21 protein-coding genes are annotated in these 22,679 nt (G+C 63.5%); 8 read left to right on the top strand and 13 right to left on the bottom strand.

All coding sequences use genetic code 11. From position 1 onward, the window contains the following. Nucleotides 1-16: 16 nt before the first annotated feature. The 4 genes from HHL27_RS14520 to HHL27_RS14535 all read right to left on the bottom strand — a co-directional run bounded on the left by HHL27_RS14520 (nucleotide 17) and on the right by HHL27_RS14535 (nucleotide 3,490). Nucleotides 17-442: an MAPEG family protein gene (locus tag HHL27_RS14520; protein ID WP_169494165.1), complete on the bottom strand. Its 426-nt coding sequence runs from the start codon at nucleotides 440-442 to the stop codon at nucleotides 17-19. A 51-nt stretch (nucleotides 443-493) separates the two neighbouring features. Then, the gene (locus HHL27_RS14525; protein WP_169494254.1) at nucleotides 494-1,105 is read right to left on the bottom strand and encodes a class I SAM-dependent methyltransferase; all 612 of its coding nucleotides are present in this window, start codon (nucleotides 1,103-1,105) and stop codon (nucleotides 494-496) included. 41 nt (nucleotides 1,106-1,146) lie between these two features. Further along, nucleotides 1,147-2,382 carry a BtaA family protein gene (locus HHL27_RS14530; RefSeq protein ID WP_169494166.1) on the bottom strand — a complete coding sequence of 412 codons (1,236 nt, stop codon included), beginning with the start codon at nucleotides 2,380-2,382 and terminating at the stop codon, nucleotides 1,147-1,149. 97 nt (nucleotides 2,383-2,479) lie between these two features. Beyond that, nucleotides 2,480-3,490, bottom strand: coding sequence for a threonine ammonia-lyase (locus HHL27_RS14535; RefSeq protein WP_169494167.1), 1,011 nt, complete (start codon nucleotides 3,488-3,490; stop codon nucleotides 2,480-2,482). Nucleotides 3,491-3,578: 88 nt separating this feature from the next. On the opposite strand from HHL27_RS14535, the gene HHL27_RS14540 reads away from it, so the two are divergent. The 4 genes from HHL27_RS14540 (at nucleotide 3,579) to HHL27_RS14555 (ending at nucleotide 8,632) form a co-directional block, all read left to right on the top strand. After that, the gene (locus HHL27_RS14540) at nucleotides 3,579-4,784 is read left to right on the top strand and encodes a saccharopine dehydrogenase family protein (RefSeq protein ID WP_169494168.1); all 1,206 of its coding nucleotides are present in this window, start codon (nucleotides 3,579-3,581) and stop codon (nucleotides 4,782-4,784) included. A gap of 4 nt (nucleotides 4,785-4,788) precedes the next feature. Further along, nucleotides 4,789-5,985, top strand: a complete 1,197-nt coding sequence (locus HHL27_RS14545; protein ID WP_169494255.1) for a carboxynorspermidine decarboxylase — start codon at nucleotides 4,789-4,791, stop codon at nucleotides 5,983-5,985. A 42-nt stretch (nucleotides 5,986-6,027) separates the two neighbouring features. Next, nucleotides 6,028-7,248: a serine hydrolase domain-containing protein gene (locus HHL27_RS14550; protein WP_169494169.1), complete on the top strand. Its 1,221-nt coding sequence runs from the start codon at nucleotides 6,028-6,030 to the stop codon at nucleotides 7,246-7,248. Between the two features lie 175 nt (nucleotides 7,249-7,423). Beyond that, nucleotides 7,424-8,632 (top strand): type III PLP-dependent enzyme, encoded by a 1,209-nt coding sequence (locus tag HHL27_RS14555; protein WP_169494170.1) that lies wholly within the window; start codon nucleotides 7,424-7,426, stop codon nucleotides 8,630-8,632. 160 nt (nucleotides 8,633-8,792) lie between these two features. On the opposite strand, the gene hemA is transcribed toward HHL27_RS14555, so the two are convergent. The 3 genes from hemA to murI all read right to left on the bottom strand — a co-directional run bounded on the left by hemA (nucleotide 8,793) and on the right by murI (nucleotide 11,935). Next, nucleotides 8,793-10,013: a 5-aminolevulinate synthase gene (gene hemA / locus HHL27_RS14560; protein ID WP_169494256.1), complete on the bottom strand. Its 1,221-nt coding sequence runs from the start codon at nucleotides 10,011-10,013 to the stop codon at nucleotides 8,793-8,795. 116 nt (nucleotides 10,014-10,129) lie between these two features. Further along, complete coding sequence (locus HHL27_RS14565) at nucleotides 10,130-11,083, bottom strand: MBL fold metallo-hydrolase (RefSeq protein ID WP_206069633.1); 954 nt, start codon at nucleotides 11,081-11,083, stop codon at nucleotides 10,130-10,132. Nucleotides 11,084-11,095: 12 nt separating this feature from the next. Continuing rightward, complete coding sequence (murI, locus tag HHL27_RS14570; RefSeq protein WP_169494172.1) at nucleotides 11,096-11,935, bottom strand: glutamate racemase; 840 nt, start codon at nucleotides 11,933-11,935, stop codon at nucleotides 11,096-11,098. A 95-nt stretch (nucleotides 11,936-12,030) separates the two neighbouring features. Between murI and plsY the strand changes: the two genes are divergently transcribed. The 4 genes from plsY to topA all read left to right on the top strand — a co-directional run bounded on the left by plsY (nucleotide 12,031) and on the right by topA (nucleotide 16,806). After that, nucleotides 12,031-12,627, top strand: coding sequence for a glycerol-3-phosphate 1-O-acyltransferase PlsY (plsY, locus tag HHL27_RS14575; RefSeq protein WP_169494173.1), 597 nt, complete (start codon nucleotides 12,031-12,033; stop codon nucleotides 12,625-12,627). Then, nucleotides 12,624-13,736: a DNA-processing protein DprA gene (dprA, locus tag HHL27_RS14580; protein ID WP_169494174.1), complete on the top strand. Its 1,113-nt coding sequence runs from the start codon at nucleotides 12,624-12,626 to the stop codon at nucleotides 13,734-13,736. The genes plsY and dprA overlap by 4 nt, the downstream gene beginning before the upstream one ends. Nucleotides 13,737-13,764: 28 nt before the next feature. Continuing rightward, nucleotides 13,765-14,151, top strand: a complete 387-nt coding sequence (locus tag HHL27_RS14585; protein WP_169494175.1) for a hypothetical protein — start codon at nucleotides 13,765-13,767, stop codon at nucleotides 14,149-14,151. Nucleotides 14,152-14,217: 66 nt separating this feature from the next. Further along, nucleotides 14,218-16,806, top strand: coding sequence for a type I DNA topoisomerase (gene topA / locus HHL27_RS14590; protein WP_169494176.1), 2,589 nt, complete (start codon nucleotides 14,218-14,220; stop codon nucleotides 16,804-16,806). Between the two features lie 29 nt (nucleotides 16,807-16,835). Here the strand turns inward: topA and HHL27_RS14595 are convergent, their stop codons facing one another. The 6 genes from HHL27_RS14595 to lepB all read right to left on the bottom strand — a co-directional run bounded on the left by HHL27_RS14595 (nucleotide 16,836) and on the right by lepB (nucleotide 22,608). Continuing rightward, nucleotides 16,836-18,377 carry an ArnT family glycosyltransferase gene (locus tag HHL27_RS14595; protein WP_169494177.1) on the bottom strand — a complete coding sequence of 514 codons (1,542 nt, stop codon included), beginning with the start codon at nucleotides 18,375-18,377 and terminating at the stop codon, nucleotides 16,836-16,838. Nucleotides 18,378-18,449: 72 nt separating this feature from the next. Next, nucleotides 18,450-19,214, bottom strand: coding sequence for a bestrophin-like domain (locus HHL27_RS14600; protein WP_169494178.1), 765 nt, complete (start codon nucleotides 19,212-19,214; stop codon nucleotides 18,450-18,452). Between the two features lie 50 nt (nucleotides 19,215-19,264). After that, nucleotides 19,265-20,098, bottom strand: a complete 834-nt coding sequence (locus HHL27_RS14605) for an SGNH/GDSL hydrolase family protein (protein ID WP_169494179.1) — start codon at nucleotides 20,096-20,098, stop codon at nucleotides 19,265-19,267. After that, the gene (era, locus tag HHL27_RS14610) at nucleotides 20,098-20,991 is read right to left on the bottom strand and encodes a GTPase Era (RefSeq protein WP_169494180.1); all 894 of its coding nucleotides are present in this window, start codon (nucleotides 20,989-20,991) and stop codon (nucleotides 20,098-20,100) included. Before era ends, HHL27_RS14605 begins: the two co-directional genes overlap by 1 nt. Nucleotides 20,992-21,040: 49 nt before the next feature. Further along, a complete protein-coding gene (gene rnc, locus HHL27_RS14615; protein WP_420874068.1) occupies nucleotides 21,041-21,706 on the bottom strand; it encodes a ribonuclease III in 666 nt (221 codons plus the stop codon). 20 nt (nucleotides 21,707-21,726) lie between these two features. Next, nucleotides 21,727-22,608: a signal peptidase I gene (gene lepB, locus HHL27_RS14620; protein WP_169494182.1), complete on the bottom strand. Its 882-nt coding sequence runs from the start codon at nucleotides 22,606-22,608 to the stop codon at nucleotides 21,727-21,729. Nucleotides 22,609-22,679 lie beyond the last annotated feature (71 nt).

The raw sequence follows: 22,679 nt of genomic DNA on the forward strand, positions 1-22,679 counted from the left end.
TTCTTCAACCTTTGTCTCAGGTCAGCGTAATCGCGACTGCCCGTATGGCAAGAGTTGCCAGCACAAGCGTCGAGGCCATGAACAACGCGAAGCGGATCGGCACCCGGTTGACGAGCGCCTGCCACAAGGAATGGACGATCCGGATTCCGACATACGTCCATGCGAGCGCCACATCCACGGCACTCGCCCCGGTCAGCGCAAGGATCGCCGAAACCGCATAGAACAACGTAGGTTGCTCCATCAAATGGCTGTAATTATGCGATTTCCAATTTATTGCGTCGGGGAGAACGCCTTCGAGATCCTGCCCCCGGCCACCAGGCTTTGCATTGGCCAGGCCACCGAGCTTCGCAAGCGCGGGAAGGCGGGCGAGGGCCATCCATACCAGCATGACCAGCGACCACAGGACGAGCACGCTTGCCGGCGCGAGCATCTCTTTCTGCATATCTTCCTCCCCGTCTTTTGCCCGGGAGAGTGCGGAACGCTCAGATAGTTGTCAAATGCTGCGGGTCAGTCTCCCGATCTGGAAATATCCCAAAGGACCGCGGCGTGTCGTGGCAGTGAAGGGGCCGTCCTCGCAGACCGCGGCTAGTGCAGCTCCAAGATCGGTGCGAGGGGTGACATGGAAATTCTTCAGCCAAGCGCGCAAGCCAGCGCGGAGCGGCGCTGGAAGGCCATCGCAATCGCCGAAATCGACGACATGCAGCGAACCTCCCGGCGCAAGCAGCGACGCCGCATGATGGATCGCTTCCCGCCACACGGGGATCATCGACAAGGTGTAGGAAATGACCACCCGGTCGAACTGGTCTCGGCCGAACAGCGCTTGTGCATCGATGCTCGTGGCGTCAGCCAAGGCGAGCACGGCAGTCTTGCCAACCCGCTCTCGCGCTACCGAAAGCATTTCGCTCGAGATATCGATGCCGTGCAGCTCCGCCCTTGGCCAGCGCCGGCCGATCAGGGCGAGGTTGCGGCCAGTCCCGCACCCCATTTCCAGCACCGAGGTTCCTGGCGCCGCGTTAAGCTCTGCCACCAGGCTGTCGCGCCCGAACAGGTAGTATTTCCGCGTGACGTCATAGATGTGCTTCTGTCTGCGGTAGACCGCGTCCATCAGGGCTCCATGTCCCGTGCTTGGCGTTGCGACGCTTGCCATCACTTCAACTCGTAGAGATGGACGCCGCCATAGATCGATGAGCGATCGCGGCGGGTGTAATCGAGGCTTGCCTCCGCGTGATATGTCCATCGTGACAGCAGCGCATCGTCCACGCGGCCCGGCAGCAGGCTCGGCTCGGCCGCGGTGCGGAACAGCACGCGAGCACCGCTGCGCGCGGTCCGGGTGATCTGGCGCCACAAGTCATCGAGCTGCGCGTCGGTCATCCAGTCCTGCGCATCGAGCAGCACATAGCGATCGAGAGAGGCGTCGGCCTGGCTCGAGAGCCATTCAGTCATATTGGCGTGGAGCACTTCTACCCGATCAATACGGCTGCGGACCGTCTGCCAGTTTTCGGCTTGGAGGTAGGGTGGAAGTGGGCAATCGGGCGTGCGGCCATATCCACGCGAAAAAGCCTGCCATGCGAAGTAGTTGTCGCTTACTTCGAAGTCACAGGCGAGCTTGGCCAGGCGCCTGCGCAGCACCTCCGCCATGGGTTGATCGCCAGCAAGCGCATCGAACTGCGCAGGCGGGATGCCAAGGCCGAACAGCGAAGCCGGCTGCTCGGTCAGCCAGCGGACGAACTTTCGATCGAATACGGGGGCCATCTCGGCCTCGAACACGGCGCGCTGTTCCTCGACCGAATTCGCGGCGAGGATGCGCGACAGATCGATGCGATAAATCTTTGCAAGAAGGTGAGCTATCCCTATGAAGTTACCCAGCAAACCTCGCTTGTATATGTTCTTCCCGAAGGCATTGATGCGACGGCGCCCGGTCAGATCGCGACCTTCCCAGTAACGGCGCGTCGTTTCGTCGAGGTGTCGGGCGACGAAAGTCTTGTAGGCTTCGATATTCGCCTTGCTGTCTGCTTCTGCGAAGAAGCGGCGAAACAACGCATAATCGGGCAGATGGCGCGCCGATGCGAGCTTCAATTTGTTGAGCGCGACATGCGCCGTGTTGAGGTCGATGGCAGTGATCCTGTCCGGATCGGCGACGAGATAGGACAGCACGTTGCATCCGCCGCTGGCGATGGCGACGACGCGGCTGTCAGGCCCAATCTGCAGCGCCTCCATGTCCACGGCCGGATCTTCCCAGATCTGGGCATAGACCAAGCCGCGGAACGCAAAGGTGAAAGCCTGGTCCAGAAGGCGCGTGCCCATGCCGGCGCCCTTGCGCACGACGGCACTTTCAACCTTTTTCTGCGTTTCGGCGGCAAATTGGGGCGTGCTGATCTGCATAGGCGTGGCTCCGGTCTTGCACGAGCGTCGGGCGGGAACACCCTTCCGCCGCGCCGGCTACGACCGTCGCGTTGCGATATTGTGGCAAGTCTTCGTTTCAGTCAGACCCCACCAGCACTTGTGCAAAGGCGGCAGGGTCGACGTTCCCGCCTGAAAGCACGACCACCGTACCGTGATCGTGCGGCACCTTTCCGGCCAAGATGGCGGCGAGTGCGGCGGCTCCACCCGGTTCGATGACCAGTCTCAGCCGTGCGAAGGCAAGGCGCTGTGCCCGGCGAATTTCGGCCTCGCTGACGGTCACGCCAACCATGCCATGCGCCGCCATGACCGCGAAGTTGACGGGAAATGTGTAGGGCGTCTGCAAGGCATCGCATGCCGTTGGCGGAGGAGCGGAGCCGAGCGCCAGGATTCGACCGGCTGCAAGGCTGCGGGTGACGTCGTCCCAACCTTCGGGTTCGACCGGCACGATCTGCGCATCCGGGCACGCCAATGCGAGACCGGATGCGAGTCCACCGCCCCCGCAAGGGCAAACGATGCGCGTCGGTGACCCCAGCCCGCGAGCGGACATTTGGCGAGCAATCTCGATGCCTGCCGTGCCTTGTCCCTCGATGACCCATGGATCGCCGTAGGCGTGGACCAGAACCGCGCCCCGCTCATTGCAGATATCGCGCGCAATGGCGTCCCGCGATTCGCGCATGCGATCGTAAAGCACGATGTCCGCTCCCAACGCGCGTGTCGCAGCAAGCTTCACCTCCGGTGCATTGGAGGGCATCACGATCGTGGCAGCAATTCCCAGCCTGGCCGCTGCCCATGCGACGCCTTGTGCGTGGTTTCCGCTCGATACGGCGATCACACCCCGCGCCCGCTCTCTCTCGCTCAGGTCCGAAAGACGGTGCCAGGCGCCGCGGATCTTGAAAGCGCCGACCGGCTGCAGGCTTTCAACCTTGCACAGCACCGATCCACCTGCTGGCAGATCAAGCTCTACCAAGGGAGTTTCAGGAAGGAGTTGGCCGATCTTTGCGTCTGCCCGAAGAACGCCTTCACGGGTCGGCTCGCGTTCTGGCAGCGGCAGTTGGTCTGTCGGTTCGTGGGGACTTGGGTTTGTCATGCCTTTAGCCTAAAGGCGCACGCCATGCCTGTCGCGCCCCGATGTGGATATGCGCGACCACCTTTCATGTTTCGACCAGGAGTTTCTCATGGCCAAGGTCCTCGTCATCGGCGCCGGCGGCGTCGGCTCGGTTGCCGTTCACAAGATGGCGATGAACCCGGACATCTTCAGCGAAATCGCGCTCGCCAGCCGCACCAAGTCAAAGTGCGACGCCATCGCTGTTTCTGTAAAGGAACGTACCGGACGCGACGTCGCGACTTACCAGATCGACGCGGACGACGTCGCCGCGACCACCGCGCTGCTCAACGAGGTCAAGCCGGTGCTGGTCGTGAATCTGGCGCTGCCATATCAGGACCTCCACATCATGGACGCCTGCCTTGCCGCTGGCGTCAACTACATGGACACCGCGAACTACGAGCCGATCGACGAGGCCAAGTTCGAATACAAGTGGCAGTGGGCCTATCAGGACAAGTTCAAGGAAGCGGGCCTCATGGCCCTGCTGGGATCTGGGTTCGATCCGGGTGTTACCAGTGTTTTCGCTACCTGGCTGAAGAAGCACAAGCTCGACACGATCCGCACGCTCGACATCCTCGATTGCAACGGCGGCGACCATGGCCAGCATTTCGCCACCAACTTCAACCCGGAGATCAACATTCGCGAAGTAACCGCGCCGGCGCGGCACTGGCTGAATGGCGAATGGGTGGAAACCCCGGCGCTGACGATTCGCCACCAGTTTGATTTCGAGGCGGTGGGCCCCAAGAACATGTACCTGATGTACCACGAGGAATTGGAAAGCCTCGCGCATCACTTGCCCGAGATCGAGCGCATCCGCTTCTGGATGACCTTCGGCGATGCCTACATCACGCACCTGACCGTGCTGCAGAACGTGGGTATGACGCGGATCGACCCGGTGATCTACGAGGGCAAGGAGATCATCCCGCTCCAGTTCCTCAAGGCCGTGCTGCCCGAACCGGCCTCGCTCGGCCCGACTACCAAGGGCAAGACAAACATCGGCGACATCGCCACCGGTCTGAAGGATGGTGAAGAAAAGACCTTCTACATCTACAATATCTGCGACCACGAGGATGCCTATCGCGAGACTGGCAACCAGGCGGTGAGCTACACCACTGGCGTCCCCGCGATGATCGGCGCGGCGCTGATGGTGCAGGGCATCTGGAAGGGTGAGGGCGTGTTCAACATCGAACAGTTCGATCCCGATCCCTACATGGACATGCTCAACAAGCATGGCCTGCCTTGGCAGGTGAAGGAACTTGCCGGGCCGCTGGAGTTCTGATCCGATGGAAACGAGGGCCGGCGATCCGGGCGCGTTTGCGCAGTTCGACTTGTCGCGGGTGGATAGCCCGGCCTTCGTCGTCGACGTCCAGAAGCTCAGGTCAAATCTCAAGGTGCTGGCCGACATCCGTGACTCTGCCGGCATAAAGGTATTGGCCGCGCTCAAGGCCTTCAGCATGTGGCGCGTGGCACCGGTCGTAGCTGAATACCTGGACGGGGTGTGTACGTCGGGCCTGTGGGAAGCGTTGCTCGCCGCAGAACACTACCAAGGTGAGATTGCGACCTATTGCGCAGCCTACAAGGCGGAGGATTTGCCCGAGATCCTGCGCCTGTCCGATCACGTAATTTTCAATTCGCCCGGGCAGCACGCCCGTTTCCGGCCGCAGATCGAGGCGGCGCGGGCGCAAGGTGAATTGTTCGATATCGCTCTGCGGATCAATCCGTTGCATGCGGAAGGTGAAGTGCCGCGTTACGATCCTTGTGCGCCGCATTCGCGCTTGGGTTTCCCGGTCGACCAACTTCGAGATGAGCATCTGGAAGGGGTCACTGGCCTCCATTTTCATACGCTGTGTGAGCAGGACTTCGAACCGCTCCAGCGAACCTGGGAATCACTAAGGCCGCGGATCGAGCGGTTCTTTCCCCAACTTGAATGGTTGAACTTCGGTGGCGGGCATCATGTCACCCGCGCCGACTACCAGCGCGAAGACCTCATCGAGTTTCTGAAGAGGGTCAAGGAAGAGACCGGCTGCCAGATCTATCTTGAGCCTGGCGAAGCTGTCGCGCTTGATGCCGGGATTCTTGTCGGCACCGTGCTCGACACGCACTGGAACGGTATGCCGCTCGCCATCACCGACATCTCGGCCACATGCCACATGCCCGACGTGATCGAGGCGCCCTATCGCCCGGCGATGCTCGGCGAACTGCCCATCGATGAATACGAGGACGGTCAGGGCGATGCGCCGGTGCGCCTCGGCGGACCCTCCTGCCTCGCAGGCGACGTGATCGGTGACTACCGCCTGCCTGTGCCTTGTGAGCCCGGTGCGCGCTTCGCCTTCCTCGACCAGGCGCACTACTCGATGGTCAAGACGACCACCTTCAACGGCGTCCCGCTGCCGTCGATCTGGCTGTGGGACAGCGAGGCCGATGCGTTGGAACGCGTGCGCAGCTTCTCCTATCAGGACTTCCGCGATCGGCTTTCCTGAGGCATCCTCCTGTCCGAGAACGATAAGGACAGGAGAGCAAGGATGCCGCAGGAACTGCTCGACGGACGCAGCAGCGATCCGGCGCTGATGGGCTGGATGAAAGGCAATCCACCGCCGCCTGAGCGCCGGATAGTGCCATCGAGGGCGGATCACATGCGCTTTCCGATGATCCGGTGGTCCTATTCGAACATGCGGCAATTCCTGCCCACCGTGCGCATCGCGGCTTCCGGGAAGGGGAGCCCGCTTCCGCGTGCCACACGGGCGGATGTCGCCGAAGTGCGCTTCGTCCCGACCGGACAGGCCGACCCGATCCGCTTCGAAGAGTCGCTCGTCGAGGGCTTCACCGACGGCATAATGGTCGTCCATCGCGGCGAGGTGGTCTTCGAACGCTGGTTCGGTGTAACCGGCCCTGAAACCCGGCATATCGCTTTCTCGGTGACCAAGAGCTTTGTCGGCACGATCGCAAGGCTGCTGATCGACGAAGGGCGGCTCGATCCTTCGAATTCGGTGTCGTCGATCCTGCCGGAGCTTGCGCAAAGCGGCTATGGCAATGCCACCGTCGCGCACGTGCTCGACATGACCACCGCGCTCGATTTTTCCGAGGATTATGGCGACCCGTCTTCAGGCATAGGCGCCTACAGCGCTGCGCTCGGGCTGACGCCTCGGCCGGAAGGCTATGCCGGTCCTCGCGACCTTTGCAGCTTCCTTGCCGGCATACGCGGCGACGGCTCGGCTCATGGCGCGAAGTTCACTTATCGCACGATCAATACCGAGGTGCTGGCATGGATCATCGCCCGGGTGGAGGACAAGCCCTTCGCGACCGTGCTTTCCGAGCGGATTTGGCAACCGTGCGGCATGCTGGGCGATGGCGATCTGATCGTCGATGAGATCGGCACGCCTTTTGCCGGTGGAGGACTCAATCTGCGGCTGGAGGATCTTGCCAAGTTCGGCGAGGCGATCCGCACGGGAAAGCTGCCCCAGGGCGCGATCGATGCGATCCGTGGCGGCGGTGATCCTGCGAAGTTCGACCCGGTTCGATATCCGCAGCTCGGTGGCTGGAGCTATGGAAGCCAGTGGTGGCATAGCCACAATCGTAATGGCGCGTTCAGTGCGCGCGGCATCCATGGACAGACCCTGTGGATCGATCCAGCGGCCGAAATGGTCGTCGCACGATTCGCCTCGCACCCGACGGCCGCGAACGGGGCGAATGATCCCTGGTCGCTGCCTGCTTGGGCTGCGCTTGCCGCGCACCTCAAACCCTGAGAAATCCGCGGCTCGGCGTTGCGGTGTTTCATTTTTGTGACCGAATTCTGAGTCGCCCTTTTTTTCACTTGATGTTCAGCGCGAGGGTCCTATTTAGCCCGCTCTCGCTGCCCCATGGGGACTTCCAAACCGCAAGGCAGCTTCGTTCAACAAGTCCGTTTGGGGGTCCCTTGAGTTGCACATCCATCCTGACGCACTGGCTGTAGCGCGCACCTTCGCGCCCGACCAACCCGCCATTCTCAACCGCCCGCATGCCGCGGCGCGGGCCGCGAAGTTCTTTGTCGAGAACTTTCCGGGCCGCTCGCTCTATGCGGTAAAGGCGAATCCGTCGGCAGATCTGCTCAAGGTCCTGTGGGACGCAGGCGTGACGCATTACGACGTCGCGTCGATCGCCGAGGTGCGCCTGGTGCGCGGCACGCTGCCGCAGGCGACGCTGTGCTTCATGCATCCGGTCAAGACGCCCAGCGCAATCCGTGAAGCCTATGGCGTGCACGGCGTGCGCGTTTTCAGCCTGGATTCGCTTGAAGAGCTTGAGAAGATCACGGCGGCGACGACTGAAGCGAACGATGGCGTCCCGCCCGAGGATCTGACGCTGTGCGTGCGTCTGCGCGTTTCGTCGGAGTATTCCGAGCTCAGCCTTGCCAGCAAGTTCGGTTGCGACCTGACGCAAGCCGCCGAATTGCTTCAGGCCACGCGACAGGTGGCGGACTCGCTGGGCATCTGCTTCCACGTCGGCAGCCAGGCGATGACGCCGCATGCCTATGTGCAGGCCCTTGAACGCGTTCGCGCCGCGATCGTCGATGCCTCGGTCACCGTCGACATCATCGACGTCGGCGGTGGGTTCCCGTCGATCTATCCGGGCATGGAGCCGCCGCCACTCGAAGATTACTTCGGCGTGATCGACCGCACCTACGAATCGCTGCCGGTGTCCTATTCGGCAGAGCTGTGGTGCGAGCCGGGCCGCGCGCTGTGCGCCGAGTACAACTCGATGATCGTGCGCGTGGAAAAGCGCCGCGGTGAAGAGCTGTACATCAACGACGGCGCTTATGGCGCGCTGTTCGACGCAGCGCATGTGGGTTGGCGCTTCCCGGTCCGCCTGCTGCGCGATGGCGTGTCGGACGAAGTCGAAGGCTTCTCGTTCTGGGGCCCGACCTGCGACGACATGGACCATATGGATGGCCCGTTCGAACTGCCGTCCGACATCAAGTCGGGCGACTACATCGAGATCGGCATGCTCGGCGCCTATGGCGCTGCAATGAAGACCGCGTTCAACGGCTTCGATGCAACGCAGGTCTACACCGTGTCGGACGAGCCGATGGCCAGCCAGTATCGTGGCGACCGCCGCGATCCTCGCGTATCGGACAATGTTGTCTCGCTGCGCTGAGCGAGGCTGCTGGGAACAAGATCGAAGGCCCGGCCGAAAGGTCGGGCCTTTTTCTTTGCCGGGCAACTTGATCCTGAGGCAGGCCGGCCAGCCTGTCGCGCCATGAAAAAGGGCCCCTCCGTCAGGAGAGGCCCTTTAGAAATCGCTTGGGATCAGTGGCTCAGGCAGCCTTCTTCATTTCCAGTTCGAGCCGCTCCCAGATTTCGAGCAGCGCCTTGGTCAGTTCGACCATCATCGCTTCGGTGTGCTGCGGTCCCGGTGTAAAACGCAGACGCTCGGTCCCGCGCGGCACCGTCGGGAAATTGATCGGCTGAACATAGACGCCATATTCCGCGAGCAGGATGTCGCTGACTTTCTTGGCGCGCACCGGATCGCCGACCATCAGCGGGACGATGTGCGTCGTCGATGGCATCACCGGCAGACCTGCGTCACGGAATAGCTCCTTGAGACGCGCTGCGGCAGCCTGCTGGCCTTCGCGCTCGACGCTCGACGCCTTGAGGTGACGGACGCTCGCAAGGACGCCTGCGACGAGCACTGGCGAAAGCGAGGTGGTGAAGATGAAGCCCGGCGCATAGGAGCGGATTACGTCAATGATGCGGGTGTCGGCTGCGATGTAGCCGCCCATCACGCCGAATGCCTTGCCAAGCGTCCCTTCGATGATATCGATGCGGTGCGCGGCTTCGTCGCGGTCGGTAATGCCCCCACCGCGCGGACCATACATGCCGACCGCATGAACCTCATCGATGTAGGTTAGCGCGTTGTACTTTTCGGCAAGGTCGCAGATCGCGTGGATCGGGGCGACGTCGCCGTCCATCGAATAGACGCTCTCGAAAGCAATCAGCTTGGGCAGCGCAGGGTCGGTTTCGGCCAGCAGCTGCTCAAGATGTTCGACATCGTTGTGACGGAACACGCGCTTTTCGGCACCCGAATTGCGGATCCCCGCAATCATCGAGGCATGGTTCAGCTCGTCCGAAAAGATCACGCAGCCCGGCAGGATCTTGGCGAGTGTTGAGAGCGTGGCATCGTTCGACACATAGCCCGAAGTGAACAGCAACGCGCCGTCCTTGCCATGCAGGTCGGCCAGCTCCTGTTCGAGCTGGATATGGTAGTGCGTGTTGCCGCCGATGTTGCGCGTGCCGCCAGAGCCTGCGCCGACATCGTGCAGCGCCTCTTCCATGGCGGCAATCACCTTGGGGTGTTGGCCCATCGCGAGGTAGTCGTTCGAACACCACACGGTGATCGGCTTGGGACCGTTGTGGCCTGCAAAGCAGCGGGCGTTTGGATAGGCGCCCTTGTTTCGCAAAATGTCGATAAAGACGCGGTACCGGCCCTCGGAATGCAGACGCTCGATGGCGGAATCAAAAACCTGATCGTAATTCACCCCGCCGCTCCTCTGCTGCATGGAGACTGCTGTCTCCAAAGAAGGCGCCTGATCCCTGAGGCCCTCCCTCGGCGTATGCCGGGGCTCTTACGCCTGTTGAAAACTCAATGCCAGCGTCATTTGAGGGAAGATTGTTCGGTTTCCTCGTTACTTTCCGATGAATCCTGCGAACCGTAGCGGAACGCCGAAGTGAAGCCGGGACCGCCCCTGCGCGTCTGAAGCCAAGAGACATCACCGCCGTAGACGATCGTTACGCCGGGCGCTGCGGTCGCCAGTTGTGCAAGGCCCTTGAGATGCCCGATCACCGCATCGCGATCTTCGCCGCCCTGCCAGCTCGAAGCGAGTCGCGAACGGGGGCGTATCCAGCTGACGTTGCGCTGCATGGTCGCGGTATCGCCGACAAACAGGTATTCGCGGCCACTCGCAAGCTTCACGTAGATGAACTGCGAGCCCACTGAATGGCCGGGCGCCGGGATGAAGACGATGCCGGGCGCGATTGCCTCTGCCTGGTCTGAGGACACGATCTGCGTTCCGCCGCTCGCCACGCCTGAGCGCATGTGTTCCATAACGTCGGCCTGACGGCGACTGACGATGACCTTCGGAGCGAGGGAATCGAACGCATCGGATGCAATGAACGCCCCCACGAAATCCGGATGTTCGTGCGTGAACAAGATCCGCTTGGCATCGCGCATCCAACGATCGACGGCGCTCCTTGCACGGTCGTCGAACTGGTCGAAGTTGACGTCAGCCGCCTGGGCCCGCGTCGGTCCGACGTCGATCACCGTGTCGCCCCCCGGGGTGACGAGGCGGTAGGCATCCTTCGCCACCGTGTGCGTCTGCAGACCACCGCCTGCCACAAGCAAAGTTCCCGGCATGCGCCGCACCGCCAGTGGCGCGTACTCGATCGAAACTGGTCGTTGCCCAGGAATCTGGTCGGCCAGCTTGCGTATTGCGGCAATGTCGATTGGCCTCGCCGGAACGCTTCCCGTCCGCGCGTCGAGCAGGAGCCAGTAATAAGGAACCGCCACGATTACGATGATCGCGATGAAAATCCGGGAGAACAATCCCACCTCGCCCGTGCTTCAGAAGATCGCGCTGCGCAAAAGCCGTTGCGCTTCGAGCGCCGGTTTCAGCCGCGCCAGTTCCGGTTCGTCGCGGGTGAACATGGCAATATCGTCGCCCTGCCTCTGCCACCCCTGGCCCTGGGTCAGGAAAGCGATCCGGCGAGCGATGCCGTCCGATCCGTCAATAAAGCGAACGTCGCTGCCGAATGCCTCACCCAGCTCCTCGGCGACGAGCGGGAAATGCGTGCATGCAAGCACAACGGTATCGATCCGATCGCCGCCGGGCATGGTGCGTAACGCGGCGGCGGCCCGTCGGTAGACATCCTTGTCGACATGTTCGCCGCGCAGCTTTCGCTCGGCTGCTGCGACCAATTCGGGCGCGCCGTGCCGAAGCAGCACCTTGTCTGCCGCAAATTCTGCCTCCAGCCTGTCGACATAGCCTTGGCGGATGGTTGCTGCCGTGCCGAGCAGCCCGATCACGCCGGTTTGTGTCATCGCCGCTGCGGGCTTGATCGCGGGGACGGTGCCGACGATCGGAACTTCCAAAACTTCGCGCACAGAAGCGAGCGCGATTGTTGAGGCCGTGTTGCAGGCGATGCAGACCAGACGCGGACGAAACCGCTCCGTCATCCTGCCTAGCAGGCCCGAAACCCGCGCTGCGATCTGCGCTTCGTTCTTGTCCCCATAGGGCAGGCCGGCGTTGTCGGCGACGTAGATCACCGGTGCATCGGGCAGCAGCGCGCGCACCTTGGCAAGGACGCTAAGCCCGCCGACACCCGAATCGAACAGCAGCAGCGGGGCCGTCGGATCGACGCCCGGCGGGGCGGCAACCGCCATTTCGGATGCAACTCGATCCATGATTCCTGCGCTCATCGCGTCGTTCTATCGGCACTGTCGGCAAAAAGGAAAGGCGCCCTCTCCCTTTTGTTGATCAGCGACGATATGAGGCCGGGGTGGAACAGGTTTTTGCTCTCGCTCTCGGCTACTTCCTCGGCTCTGTGCCGTTCGGCCTCATCCTCACCGGCCTTACCGGAGCAGGCGATCTTCGCGCCATCGGCTCGGGCAATATCGGCGCAACAAACGTGCTGCGTACCGGGCGCAAGGGCATTGCTGCGGCGACCTTGCTGCTCGACATGGGCAAGGGGCTTCTTGCCGTGGAACTGGCGCGCCGCTTCTGGCCCGGGGACGAGGCTTTGGCCGCGCTTGGCGCGGTGCTGGGGCATTGCTTCCCGCTATGGCTGAAGTTCAAGGGCGGCAAGGGCGTTGCGACGACGATGGGCGTCTCCCTCGGCCTCGCATGGCCGATCGGGCTCGCCTATGCGGTCGTCTGGCTCGGGATGCTCGCCATCACGCGCATTTCCTCGGTGGGCGGGCTCAGCGCGGCGATTGCAGCGCCGATCGCCGCGGCAGTGTTGGGATACCAGGAGTATGCGCTGGTGCTTGCGGCGATCGCCCTGCTCGTGGTTTTCCTCCACCGCGCCAACATCGCCCGTCTGAGGGCAGGAACCGAGCCGAAGATCGGCGGCAGCAAGTCGGCCGATCGCGGATGAGCGGTGAGGGAGCGGTCTTGACGCGCGACGAAGCCTTCGCCCGCATCCGCCTGCTCCGCTCGCCCAACGTAGGCCCTGTCAGCTACGCCCAGCTGCTTCGCCGCTTCGGCACAGCGGCCGAAGCCCTTGCGGCATTGCCTGACCTGATCGGTCGCGGCGGTAAGCCCTATCAGCCGGCGGCCGTCACCAAGATTGAGGACGAGATTGCCGCGGTCCGCAGGCTCGGCGCGCGCTATCTGTTCCACGACATGCCGGGCTACCCCGCGGCGCTGTGCGAACTCGAAAGCCCGCCGCCGATCCTGACCGTGCGGGGCGATGGTGCCTTGTTGGATCGGCCCTCGGTTGCGATCGTCGGGGCCCGCAATGCCACTGCCGGCGCCGTAAAGCTTGCCCGCCAGTTTGCGACCGCCCTTGCCGAGGCGGGCTATGCGGTGGTTTCCGGTCTTGCCCGCGGCATCGACAGCGCCGCCCATACCGGTGCCCTTGCCGGAATGGCGCAAGGGGGCGGAACGGTGGGCGTGATCGCGAGCGGGCTCGACATCACCTATCCGCCCGAGAACACGGCCTTGCAGGAAGAGGTGGCGACGCGTGGCCTGCTCATAGCCGAAATGCCGCCCGGCACCGAGCCGCTCGCTCGGCACTTCCCATGGCGCAACCGGATCATCGCGGGTTTGGCCACAGGTACGCTGGTGGTCGAAGCGGCCCCGAAGTCAGGCTCGCTGATCACAGCGCGGCTCGCCGCCGAAGCTGGGCGGGAGGTCATGGCCATCCCAGGCTCGCCGCTCGACAGCCGTTCGCAGGGCTGCAACCAGTTGATCCGCGAAGGTGCGGTGCTTGTGCAGACGCCCGAAGACGTGGTGGAACTGCTGCTCGGCTTCACCGGCAAGCCACGCTCGACCTTCCGCGAAGAGGCATCCTTGCCGTTTGCCGAGGTCGAGGAGATCGAAAGCGCCGATATCGCCGGCCTCTTGAGTGCGGCCCCCGTCGCGGTGGACGAAGTCGTCCGGCAAAGCGGGGCAAGCGCTGGTGCGGTTCAGATGGCGCTGATCGAGCTGGAACTGGCTGGCCGGTTGGTTCGGCACGCGGGTGGCCGCGTATCGGTTTCGTGACTTGATGCGCATATCGAGGGGAGGCAGCATGGAAGCAGCGGCGGGGCAGACGCGACTGGCGCGCAGAATCTTCCGGGGTGCGGCGATCTGGGGCTTCATCGTCCTGCCGCCACTCTATCTCGTGCCGCTCCCCGTGCTGGGGGCTGAAACTTATCTCGGCTTCGTGGGATGCGCGCTCGTGTTCCAGGCCGTGTTCTGGATCATTGGCGGAAATCCGGTTCGCTACCGCGCGCTCATGCTCCCGGCGATCTTCGAGAAGCTGGTGTTCGGCGTGCCTGCGCTTGTTCTGTTCGCGCAAGGTCGCGTGCTGCCGATTGTCGCCTTCTTTGCGTCAGTCGATCTGTTGCTTGCCATCCTGTTCGTGGTCGCCCGTCGGGTGACGCCGGCATTGCCGGGTATCGACGAGACGGGTTGACGGGAAGGGCTCACGGTCCCCACCCTCGCGCGTACGCATACGTGTAAGGGTTATAGTTTCATCGCCATGCAGCTTGTCATCGTTGAATCCCCGGCCAAGGCCAAGACCATCGAGAAGTATCTCGGCCCCGGTTTCCAGGTCCTCGCATCCTACGGTCATATCCGTGATCTTCCCGTCAAGGACGGCTCGGTCCGCCCGGACGAGGACTTCGCGATGGACTGGGAACTCTATGGCGACAAGCAGGCCCGGGTGAAGGCGATCACCGATGCGGCCAAGCAGGCAGACCGCCTGATCCTCGCCACCGACCCTGATCGTGAAGGCGAGGCTATTTCTTGGCACGTCAAGGAGTTGCTTGGAAAACGTCGCGCACTCCCGAAAGAAGTCGAGCGGGTCACGTTCAACGCGATCACCAAGCAGGCGGTGACAGATGCGATGAAGAAGCCGCGTGAGCTCGATCAGGATCTGATCGATGCCTATCTCGCACGGCGCGCGCTCGATTACCTTTTCGGCTTCACGCTTTCGCCCGTGCTGTGGCGCAAGCTGCCTGGCGCCAAGTCGGCCGGACGTGTGCAGTCGGTGGCGCTGCGCCTGATCGTCGAGCGCGAGCGAGAGATCGAGGCCTTCACCGCGCAGGAGTACTGGTCGGTCGTCGCAAAGATGGAGAAGGGAGGGACCGAGTTCCTCGCACGGCTTGTGAAGTTCGAGGGGCAAAAGCTGGAAAGGCTTTCGCTTGGTGAAGAAGGCATCGCCTTGCGCGCCAAGGCGGTGGTCGAGGCCGCGACGTTCCGAGTCGAGGATGTCGAGACCCGTCCGACCCGCCGCAATCCGTCGCCGCCGTTCACCACCTCGACTCTCCAGCAGGAGGCGGCGCGCAAGCTCGGTTTTTCCGCCAGCCATACCATGCGCGTGGCTCAGACGCTGTATGAAGCTGGCGCCATCACCTACATGCGAACCGACGGCGTGCAGATGGACCCGAGCGCGATCTCGGCCGCGCGCAAGGCGATCAGCGATCGCTATGACGGGCATTACCTCCCCGAAAAGCCCCGTCATTACGAGACGAAGGCCAAAAATGCTCAGGAAGCACATGAAGCTATCCGCCCGACCGATTTCGGCAAGGACCGGCACGGTGCGGGGGACGAGGCACGGCTCTATGACCTGATCTACAAGCGCGCCATGGCGAGCCAGATGGCTTCGGCCAGCCTCGAGCGGACCACCGTCACTTTGCGCGAGGGCACCGGCAAGCACGAGCTGCGCGCCACCGGCCAGGTCGTCAAGTTTCCCGGCTTCCTCGCAGTCTACGAGGAAGGGCGTGACCAGAAGGCGGATGCCGATGATGACGAGAGCGGCCTGCTGCCTGCGATGGCCGCAGGTGACACGCCGGCGAAGCGCGGTGTCGAGGCGAGCCAGCACTTCACCCAGCCGCCGCCGCGCTATTCGGAAGCAAGCCTCGTCAAGCGGCTCGAAGAGCTCGGCATCGGTCGCCCGTCGACTTACGCCGCTACGCTGCAGGTGCTCAAGGACCGGAACTATGTCCGCACCGAGAAGAACCGCTTCTTCGCCGAAGAGAGCGGGCGGCTGCTGACGGCCTTCCTCGAACGCTTCTTCGATCGCTACGTCGCCTACCAGTTCACCGCCGGGATGGAGGACGAACTGGACGACGTTTCGGGCGGGCGTGCCGCCTGGAAGAAGGTGCTCGAAGCGTTCTGGCGCGACTTCAAGCCGAAGTCCGACGAAGTGATGGAGAAGAAGCCGAGCGAGGTGACCGCCGAACTCGACACGTTCCTCGAAGACTATCTGTTCCCGCCCAAGGCCGACGGCAGCGATCCGCGCCTGTGCCCCAAGTGCCAGGAGGGGCGCCTTGCACTCCGTGGCGGAAAATATGGCGCTTTTGTCGCCTGTTCGAACTATCCGGAATGCAAGTTCACGCGCAAGTTTGCCCAGCCCGGCGGCGCCGAGGACGGGGGAGAAGACGCGGGCCTTGGCAAGGATCCGGAAAGCGGGCTCGAGGTCACGCGGCGCGCCGGACGTTTTGGCCCTTACATCCAGCTTGGCGAAGGCAAGGAGGCCAAGCGCGCCTCCATTCCCAAGGACATCGGTGAACTGGACCTGGAATGGGCGCTGAAGCTTCTGTCGTTGCCGCGCGAGATTGGTCCGCATCCTGAAAGCGGAAAGCCGATCACCGCCAGCATCGGGCGTTACGGGCCTTACCTCGCCCATGATGGCAAGTATGCGCGGCTGAAATCGACCGCCGAGGTGTTCGAAACGGGCATGAATGCCGCCGTCGTCAAGCTGGCCGAGGCGGCGGCGGGCGGTCGCCCGGCCCGCGGTGCCGCAGCCGAGCCGCTCAAGCTTTTCGGCCCGCATCCCACTTCCGGCGGCGAAATCAAGCTGATGGCGGGGCGCTATGGGCCTTACGTGACCGACGGCACGACCAATGCGACCCTGCCGCGCGACAAGCAGCCCGAGGCACTCACGCCCGAAGAAGCGATTGCGCTGATCGACGCGCGCGCCGCCAAGGGACCTGCGAAGGGCAAGAAGAAAGCGCCCGCCAAGAAGGCTGTGGCCAAGGATGGCGCCGAAAAGAAGGCTGCGCCCAAGAAGAAGGCGGCAGCGAAAGCAAAGGCTCCGGCAAAGACGAAGAGCAAGGAAGACTAGGGGCGTGTTAGAGCGCGGCGGGCGTCACGTTACGTCCGCCGGCGCCGCCACAATCCATATTGATGGGTCCCCATCCTGACGCTGGCGTAGCGCTCGTAGCCACGCTGCAGGAAATCGGTGACGATGGCCCGCGTCTCCCAGTTCGGCAGGTAGAAAGGCCACCATTCCGCCGTGACCACCACGTCGGGCTGCGTCATCATGATCCGTGCAACCTCCAGATTGGGGTCGACGTCGAGCGCCTTGGCTTCGGTCCAGGTGTTGAGATGGTTAGGGAAAGCGTAGCGGCTCGGCAGGCAGCTGTTGGCCATGCGGTAGAAGGCCGGCTCCCCGTCAAACACGAATGCGCAGCCGCCACGAAGCTCGCCATCGATCGCGGTGGCGATGGTTTCGGCCTGTTCGCGCGTGCCATGGCGGCGGATGTTGTCCACGATCACCACGACGCAGGCGATCAGGCCGAAGCCCAGCATCGCGATCGACCAGCGGCGTCCGCGCACGCTCGCCAGCGACAAGGAGGGCGCCGCCAGCACGCAGAGCGGGACCAAAACCGGCGTTAAGTAATGATCGTACCACGATCCGAACGCCAGGAACGCAGCGAAGGATAAGGCCCCCCACCAGCGCAGCAGCTTCAGCGCATCGCTGTCGGCCACTTGCGTCCGGGCCGCTATGCCGAGTGCGATCCAGAATGGCGTCAGCGCAAGCATCTCGCTTGCCAGGCGGTTCCACGAAGCCATGCCGTCGGCGCGCCGCAGCATGATCGAGAACACGTTGCTCTGCAGGAACAGCTCGGCATGGCCGAAGGCGGCATAGGCGGCAAAGACGGCGAGCGTTGGCGCAAGGGCAAGGCTGCACCAAGCAAGCCCGTGCCGCAGCAGGCGCTCGGTGGGCATCCGCATCGCATGGCCGCGCAGAAGCAGCGCCAAACCGAACCCAGCGCCTTCGAACACGACCGTGTACTTGATCTGGATGGCAAGGCCGATCAGCGCCATGGCCTTGGCGCCGTTGATCAGCAGCGGCGTTGAAGACTGCGATCGCCAGGCCTGCAATGTGTAGACGGCCGCCAGCGCGACGAGCAGGTTGTAGAAAACCGGCGCCTGCCCGATGCCGTAGCAGAAAACCGGCATGAACAGCACGTAGGCAAGCCCGGCGAGCCTTGCCGAAGCGGGACCTGCGATCTGCTGCGCCAGACGCTCGATCACCAAAGCGGTGCCGGAACAGGCGGCTATCCCGCACAGCTGGTATGTCAGCACCCCGTCGCCGGGGAACAGGAGGAACAGGCGGTAGAGCAGAAACAGGCCTGGCGGCTTGCGATCCCAGATGTCGATGAACGGCACCGCGCCCTCGCGCATGTGGTGCGCGACCAGCAGGTAGAATTCTTCGTCTACATGCAGGACAGGGTTGCCGAGCTGGACGAAGTGGACGGCCAGTGCGACGCCGAGATAAAGGGCCGCCGAAACGAGCGTCCAGGGCACCGCGCCCGTCCGGATCGAGGATGGCAGCGAAAGGGGAGGGGTAACGCTTTCCGCAGGGGCAAGGCGCAGAACCGCAGCAGCGCTGCGGTGGTGATCTGACATCAAGTCGCTCCATCGGCCGTCGTACGCGGCTTCCGGGACAACTAACGTCGGATCTGGCTTATCCCTTCGCGGCTATGCGATGGAACGTGCGACAGTCTCGAGCTCCTCCTGCGGCACGAGGATGGCGCCACCGCGCGGTCGGTCGAGATCGAGGATGGTCACGAAGGCGCTCGACAGCAGCGCGAAGAAGATCGCGGAGGCCAGCAGATGCCGCTTGCCGGTGCCGGCAAGAGTGTAGCCGAGCATCGTCGCGCCGGCACAGCAGTAGAGCGCCAGAAGGAGCAGCACTTCGGCGGGAAGCCGCGCCTTGCGCGCCGCATGGCGCGCCGTGGCGACGTCGCACATATCATTGTAGGCCTGCGTCAGCGATGGCCCGCGCGTGTCGGGTGGCATTGATCGCAGCGTCGCGAACAGTCGCTTGCCGAACCCGTCGCACTGCAGGGCAGCCTCACGCGCCGCCTTTTCCCACCGCGTATCGTCGTCGATCAGCCCCGATTGCGCGCGCGCCCGGGCATAGGTCGCCAGCGGTGTCAGCAGTGCGGCTCGCTGTGCTTCATCGAGCAGGCTCAGCCGGCTTGCCATCGTGCTGATCGCGTTGGCTTCGCTGGTCACCAACTCGCGGCGCGTTTCGTAACGGCCAATGGCGAGGCTGAAACCGAAGGCCATCAGCAACGCCAGCAGCCCGAAAACGCCTGACAGGACGTAGCTTTCGTCGTTCGTCGACGTGTCCGGACGCCCCCGCAACAGCACGCCATGAAGCACGGAGCCCAGGCCATAGCTGCCGATCATGGCGAGCAGCAGGCCAGATCCGACCAGCATCAAAGGCGCATCGTCCATCATTTCCCCATGCCTCCCGACAGAGGAAATGCGGCACCCCGCCGCGAGCGTCAATTCCCCCGGGAAAGAGTGGCTGCGATGGCCCGGGCGATGGCGGTGTGTGCCAGCGGACCGGGGTGCAGCGGCACGCCTTGATCGGTTGGAGGCGGCGTCAATCCCGCGCTCCACGGCTGCGCATCGCATGGCGCATGATAGGCAGTCAGCTTCGAGGCTCTGATCAATACCGCGTGCTCACGCCGGGCCACCTTGGCGGTCAACGCGGCGAGCCGCTGCGCTGTCGCCTTGCTGGCGGCAAGCTCGTCCGCGCTACCGGGAAGGCTGGCGCAGCCTGCCTTGCGTCCCACGACCGTAACGTAATCGACGAACACGAGCTTTGCCTCGGGCGCGCGACGACGGACTTCTTGTGCAATCTTGTGCAAACGTGCCTCCACGCCCTGCCAGTCTGCCTCCGACACGGTGTGGCGGGTTGGACACCGAGTGGGGCGCGTGTCCACGGGCATGGTCGCACAGGCCGCTGCGCCAAGATTGGTCACGAAAGCCACATCATTGCCGCCGGAGGTGATCGTGACGAGCTTGGTGTCCGCAGTCACGGCATCGATCTGTGGAGGGATCTCGTTCCACGGCCCAAGGATGTGTTCGGTGGTCGAACCACTGCAACTGGCATCGACCAGGTTGAGCGACAGCATCCTCGCAAGCACGCGCGAATAGCTCGCTGCCCCGTGCCCGCAGCGTTGCGGCGCACCGTCTTCCACCGCGCCAAGGCCTGGCCCTGCCGCGTAGGAACTGCCGAGCGCCACATAACGGTCACCGGAATGCAGGGGCGAAGGACGTGCCATGGCCGTGGAGGTAACGAGCAAGCTCGCTAGCAACAGAGCCCTGCGCATCACTTGACCCAATCCAGCCCGATCTCTTCGTAGATTTCCTTGCTCTCGGCCCAGTTTTCCTCGACCTTCACGTGAAGGAAGAGATGCACCTTCTGGCCCAGCAGGTCAGCCAGTTCCTTGCGCGCGGCCTCACCGATCGACTTGAGCTTTGAACCACCCTTGCCGAGCACGATCCCGCGCTGGCTGTCGCGGGCGATCACGATCTGCTGGTGGATCTCGACCGACCCGTCGTTGCGATGGGTATAGCTCTCGGGCCGCACCGCGCTGTCGTAGGGCAGTTCGTCGTGCAACTGGCGATAGATCTGCTCGCGCGTGATCTCGGCCGCCAGCAGGCGTTCGGAAGCGTCGGACACCTGGTCTTCGGGGTAATGCCAGGCACCTTCCGGCATCAGCGAAGCGAGCCGCGTCTTGAGTTCCGCCACGCCGTCGTTGGTCAGCGCCGAAACGAAGAACACTTCGTCGAAATTGCCCAGCGGCACCAGCTCTTCCGCCGCAACCAGCAACGGTTCCTTGGGCGTTGCATCCACCTTGTTGAGCACGAGGATCTTGCGCTCGGGGCGGTCTTTCAGGCTCGACAGGATCGGTTCGAGATAATCGCGCTTCTTCTTTCGGGCATCGACCACCAGCAGGATCGCGTCGGCCTCGGCCGCGCCTTCCCAAACCGCGTTGACCATGGCCCGGTCGAGCCGCCTCTTGGGCTCGAACAGGCCGGGCGTGTCGGCAAGGATGATCTGGGTTTCACCTTCGAGCGCGATGCCCATCAGGCGGGCACGCGTGGTCTGGGCCTTGGCCGAGACGATCGCGACCTTCTGGCCGACGAGCGCGTTCACGAGCGTCGACTTGCCCGCATTCGGGGCACCGATCACGGCGACGAGGCCGCACTTTTCCGTCACGTTACGTGTATTCCGTTCTTTTAGAGGACTTGCTGTGCGCCCGACTATATCAGCCGAAGCGCTCCATGAACATCCGCGCGGCGGCCGTCTCGGCCTCCTGCTTGCTCGAACCGCGGGCTTCCGCTTCGCCAACGCCGCCGACGCTGACGCGGACGGTGAACACGGCGGCATGGTCCGGGCCATCCCGGCTCGCCAGCGTGTAGACCGGCGGCTTGCGCCGATTGCCTGCGGCCCATTCCTGCAGCGCCGCCTTGGGGTGCTTGCGCTGCCCCGTGCCGCCGGCCATCGGCTTGGTCCAGGCCTTGCGCACGAACGCCCGCGCCGCATCGAACCCGCGTTCGAGGAAGAGCGCGCCGATCAGCGCTTCCATCACGTCGCCAAGGATATTGTCGCTGTTGGCGCCGCCATCGTCACGCGCCTGCTTGCCCATGCGGATGTGGGGCGGGACGGAAAGGGCGCGCGCTACGTCGGCGCAGGTTTCGCGGGCCACCAGCGCGTTGAGCCGCTGCGACAGCTTGCCCTCGGCAGCCCCGGTGGTCTCATAAAGCCAATCCGCGATGACAAGGCCGAGGACGCGATCGCCCAGGAATTCGAGCCGCTGGTAATCCGAAGCTTCGCCCAGCGAACCGTGCGTTAGCGCGGCATGCCACAGCGCACCGTTCTGCAGCGGCGCGCCGGTCAGGTCGGTTAGGAATTGCGCCGTCTCGTCGGTCAGGACGGGGGCAGGGGCCTTGCTCAGAATGTGCCCCCGATCCGGTTCCAGCGCGCGGCGGTGAACCAGGTCCACGGCAGGAACCAGTTGGCACTGCCGTCGGTCGACCACATCACGATCGTTGCACGACCGACCAGGTTGTCCTGCGGCACCATGCCGATCCCTGCGCCTTCGACCGCCGGAAAACGGCTGTCCATCGAATTGTCGCGGTTATCGCCCATCAGGAACAGGTGGCCTGCAGGCACCACGACGGGCGGCGTATCGTCCTGCGGGCGATAGCCGAGGTCGAGCACGTTGTAGCTCTTGCCCTCGGGCAGCGTCTCGCGGAACTGCGGATAGTGGCAACTGGCCGAACCGTCCTGCTCCAGCGCCTCGAATTCGGGGGCGACGCAGTTGGTGTTGGCCGAAACCGGGATCACGAAGTCCGCGATCTTTTCCTTCTTCACCGGCTTGCCGTTGATGTTGAGCACGCCGCCGATCATCTGGATCGTGTCGCCCGGCAGGCCGATCACGCGCTTGATGTAGTCGACGTCGTTGCCGGGAGGCGCCTTGAAGATCACCACGTCGCCGCGATTGGGCTGGCTGGCGAAGATGCGCTTGGGCAGCAGCGGCGCGCTGAACGGCAGGGAGTAGCTCGAATAGCCAAATGGCCACTTGGCAGCGAGCAGATAATCCCCGTTCTCAAGCCGTGGCAACATCGATTCGGACGGGATGTTGAACGGCGAGAAGATGAAGCTGCGGAAGATCGCGACCACCAGCACCAGCTTGATCAGGAAGACGGGAAAGCTGTCCTCCTTCTTCTCGTTCCGCGTTTTCGGGGTTTTTGAGCCGCCTTGCGGCTGTGCCGGTGCGGCGATCCCTTCGACGGGGGCATTTTCGGGCTGATCGGTCATCGTCGCGGTCATGTGGAGGGGCCTTGCCTACGTCAAGCGGGATTTCGCGCTTCGAGTGCTGGCAAAATACGATTTCGCACAGG

The organism is Novosphingobium olei, assembly GCF_012927405.1.
In the GTDB taxonomy this organism is placed as follows: Bacteria; Pseudomonadota; Alphaproteobacteria; order Sphingomonadales; family Sphingomonadaceae; genus Novosphingobium; species Novosphingobium olei.

Excerpts from the sequence above, each read along its gene's own strand:
- topA (WP_169494176.1), top strand. The coding sequence starts at position 14,218 with ATGCAGCTTGTCATCGTTGAATCCCCGGCCAAGGCCAAGACCATCGAG.
- murI (WP_169494172.1), bottom strand. The coding sequence starts at position 11,935 with ATGGATCGAGTTGCATCCGAAATGGCGGTTGCCGCCCCGCCGGGCGTC.
- HHL27_RS14585 (WP_169494175.1), top strand. The coding sequence starts at position 13,765 with ATGGAAGCAGCGGCGGGGCAGACGCGACTGGCGCGCAGAATCTTCCGG.
- HHL27_RS14540 (WP_169494168.1), top strand. The coding sequence starts at position 3,579 with ATGGCCAAGGTCCTCGTCATCGGCGCCGGCGGCGTCGGCTCGGTTGCC.
- HHL27_RS14535 (WP_169494167.1), bottom strand. The coding sequence starts at position 3,490 with ATGACAAACCCAAGTCCCCACGAACCGACAGACCAACTGCCGCTGCCA.
- lepB (WP_169494182.1), bottom strand. The coding sequence starts at position 22,608 with ATGACCGCGACGATGACCGATCAGCCCGAAAATGCCCCCGTCGAAGGG.
- HHL27_RS14530 (WP_169494166.1), bottom strand. The coding sequence starts at position 2,382 with ATGCAGATCAGCACGCCCCAATTTGCCGCCGAAACGCAGAAAAAGGTT.
- HHL27_RS14550 (WP_169494169.1), top strand. The coding sequence starts at position 6,028 with ATGCCGCAGGAACTGCTCGACGGACGCAGCAGCGATCCGGCGCTGATG.
- HHL27_RS14595 (WP_169494177.1), bottom strand. The coding sequence starts at position 18,377 with ATGTCAGATCACCACCGCAGCGCTGCTGCGGTTCTGCGCCTTGCCCCT.
- HHL27_RS14545 (WP_169494255.1), top strand. The coding sequence starts at position 4,789 with ATGGAAACGAGGGCCGGCGATCCGGGCGCGTTTGCGCAGTTCGACTTG.
- dprA (WP_169494174.1), top strand. The coding sequence starts at position 12,624 with ATGAGCGGTGAGGGAGCGGTCTTGACGCGCGACGAAGCCTTCGCCCGC.
- HHL27_RS14605 (WP_169494179.1), bottom strand. The coding sequence starts at position 20,098 with ATGCGCAGGGCTCTGTTGCTAGCGAGCTTGCTCGTTACCTCCACGGCC.
- HHL27_RS14600 (WP_169494178.1), bottom strand. The coding sequence starts at position 19,214 with ATGGACGATGCGCCTTTGATGCTGGTCGGATCTGGCCTGCTGCTCGCC.
- HHL27_RS14525 (WP_169494254.1), bottom strand. The coding sequence starts at position 1,105 with ATGGACGCGGTCTACCGCAGACAGAAGCACATCTATGACGTCACGCGG.
- HHL27_RS14520 (WP_169494165.1), bottom strand. The coding sequence starts at position 442 with ATGCAGAAAGAGATGCTCGCGCCGGCAAGCGTGCTCGTCCTGTGGTCG.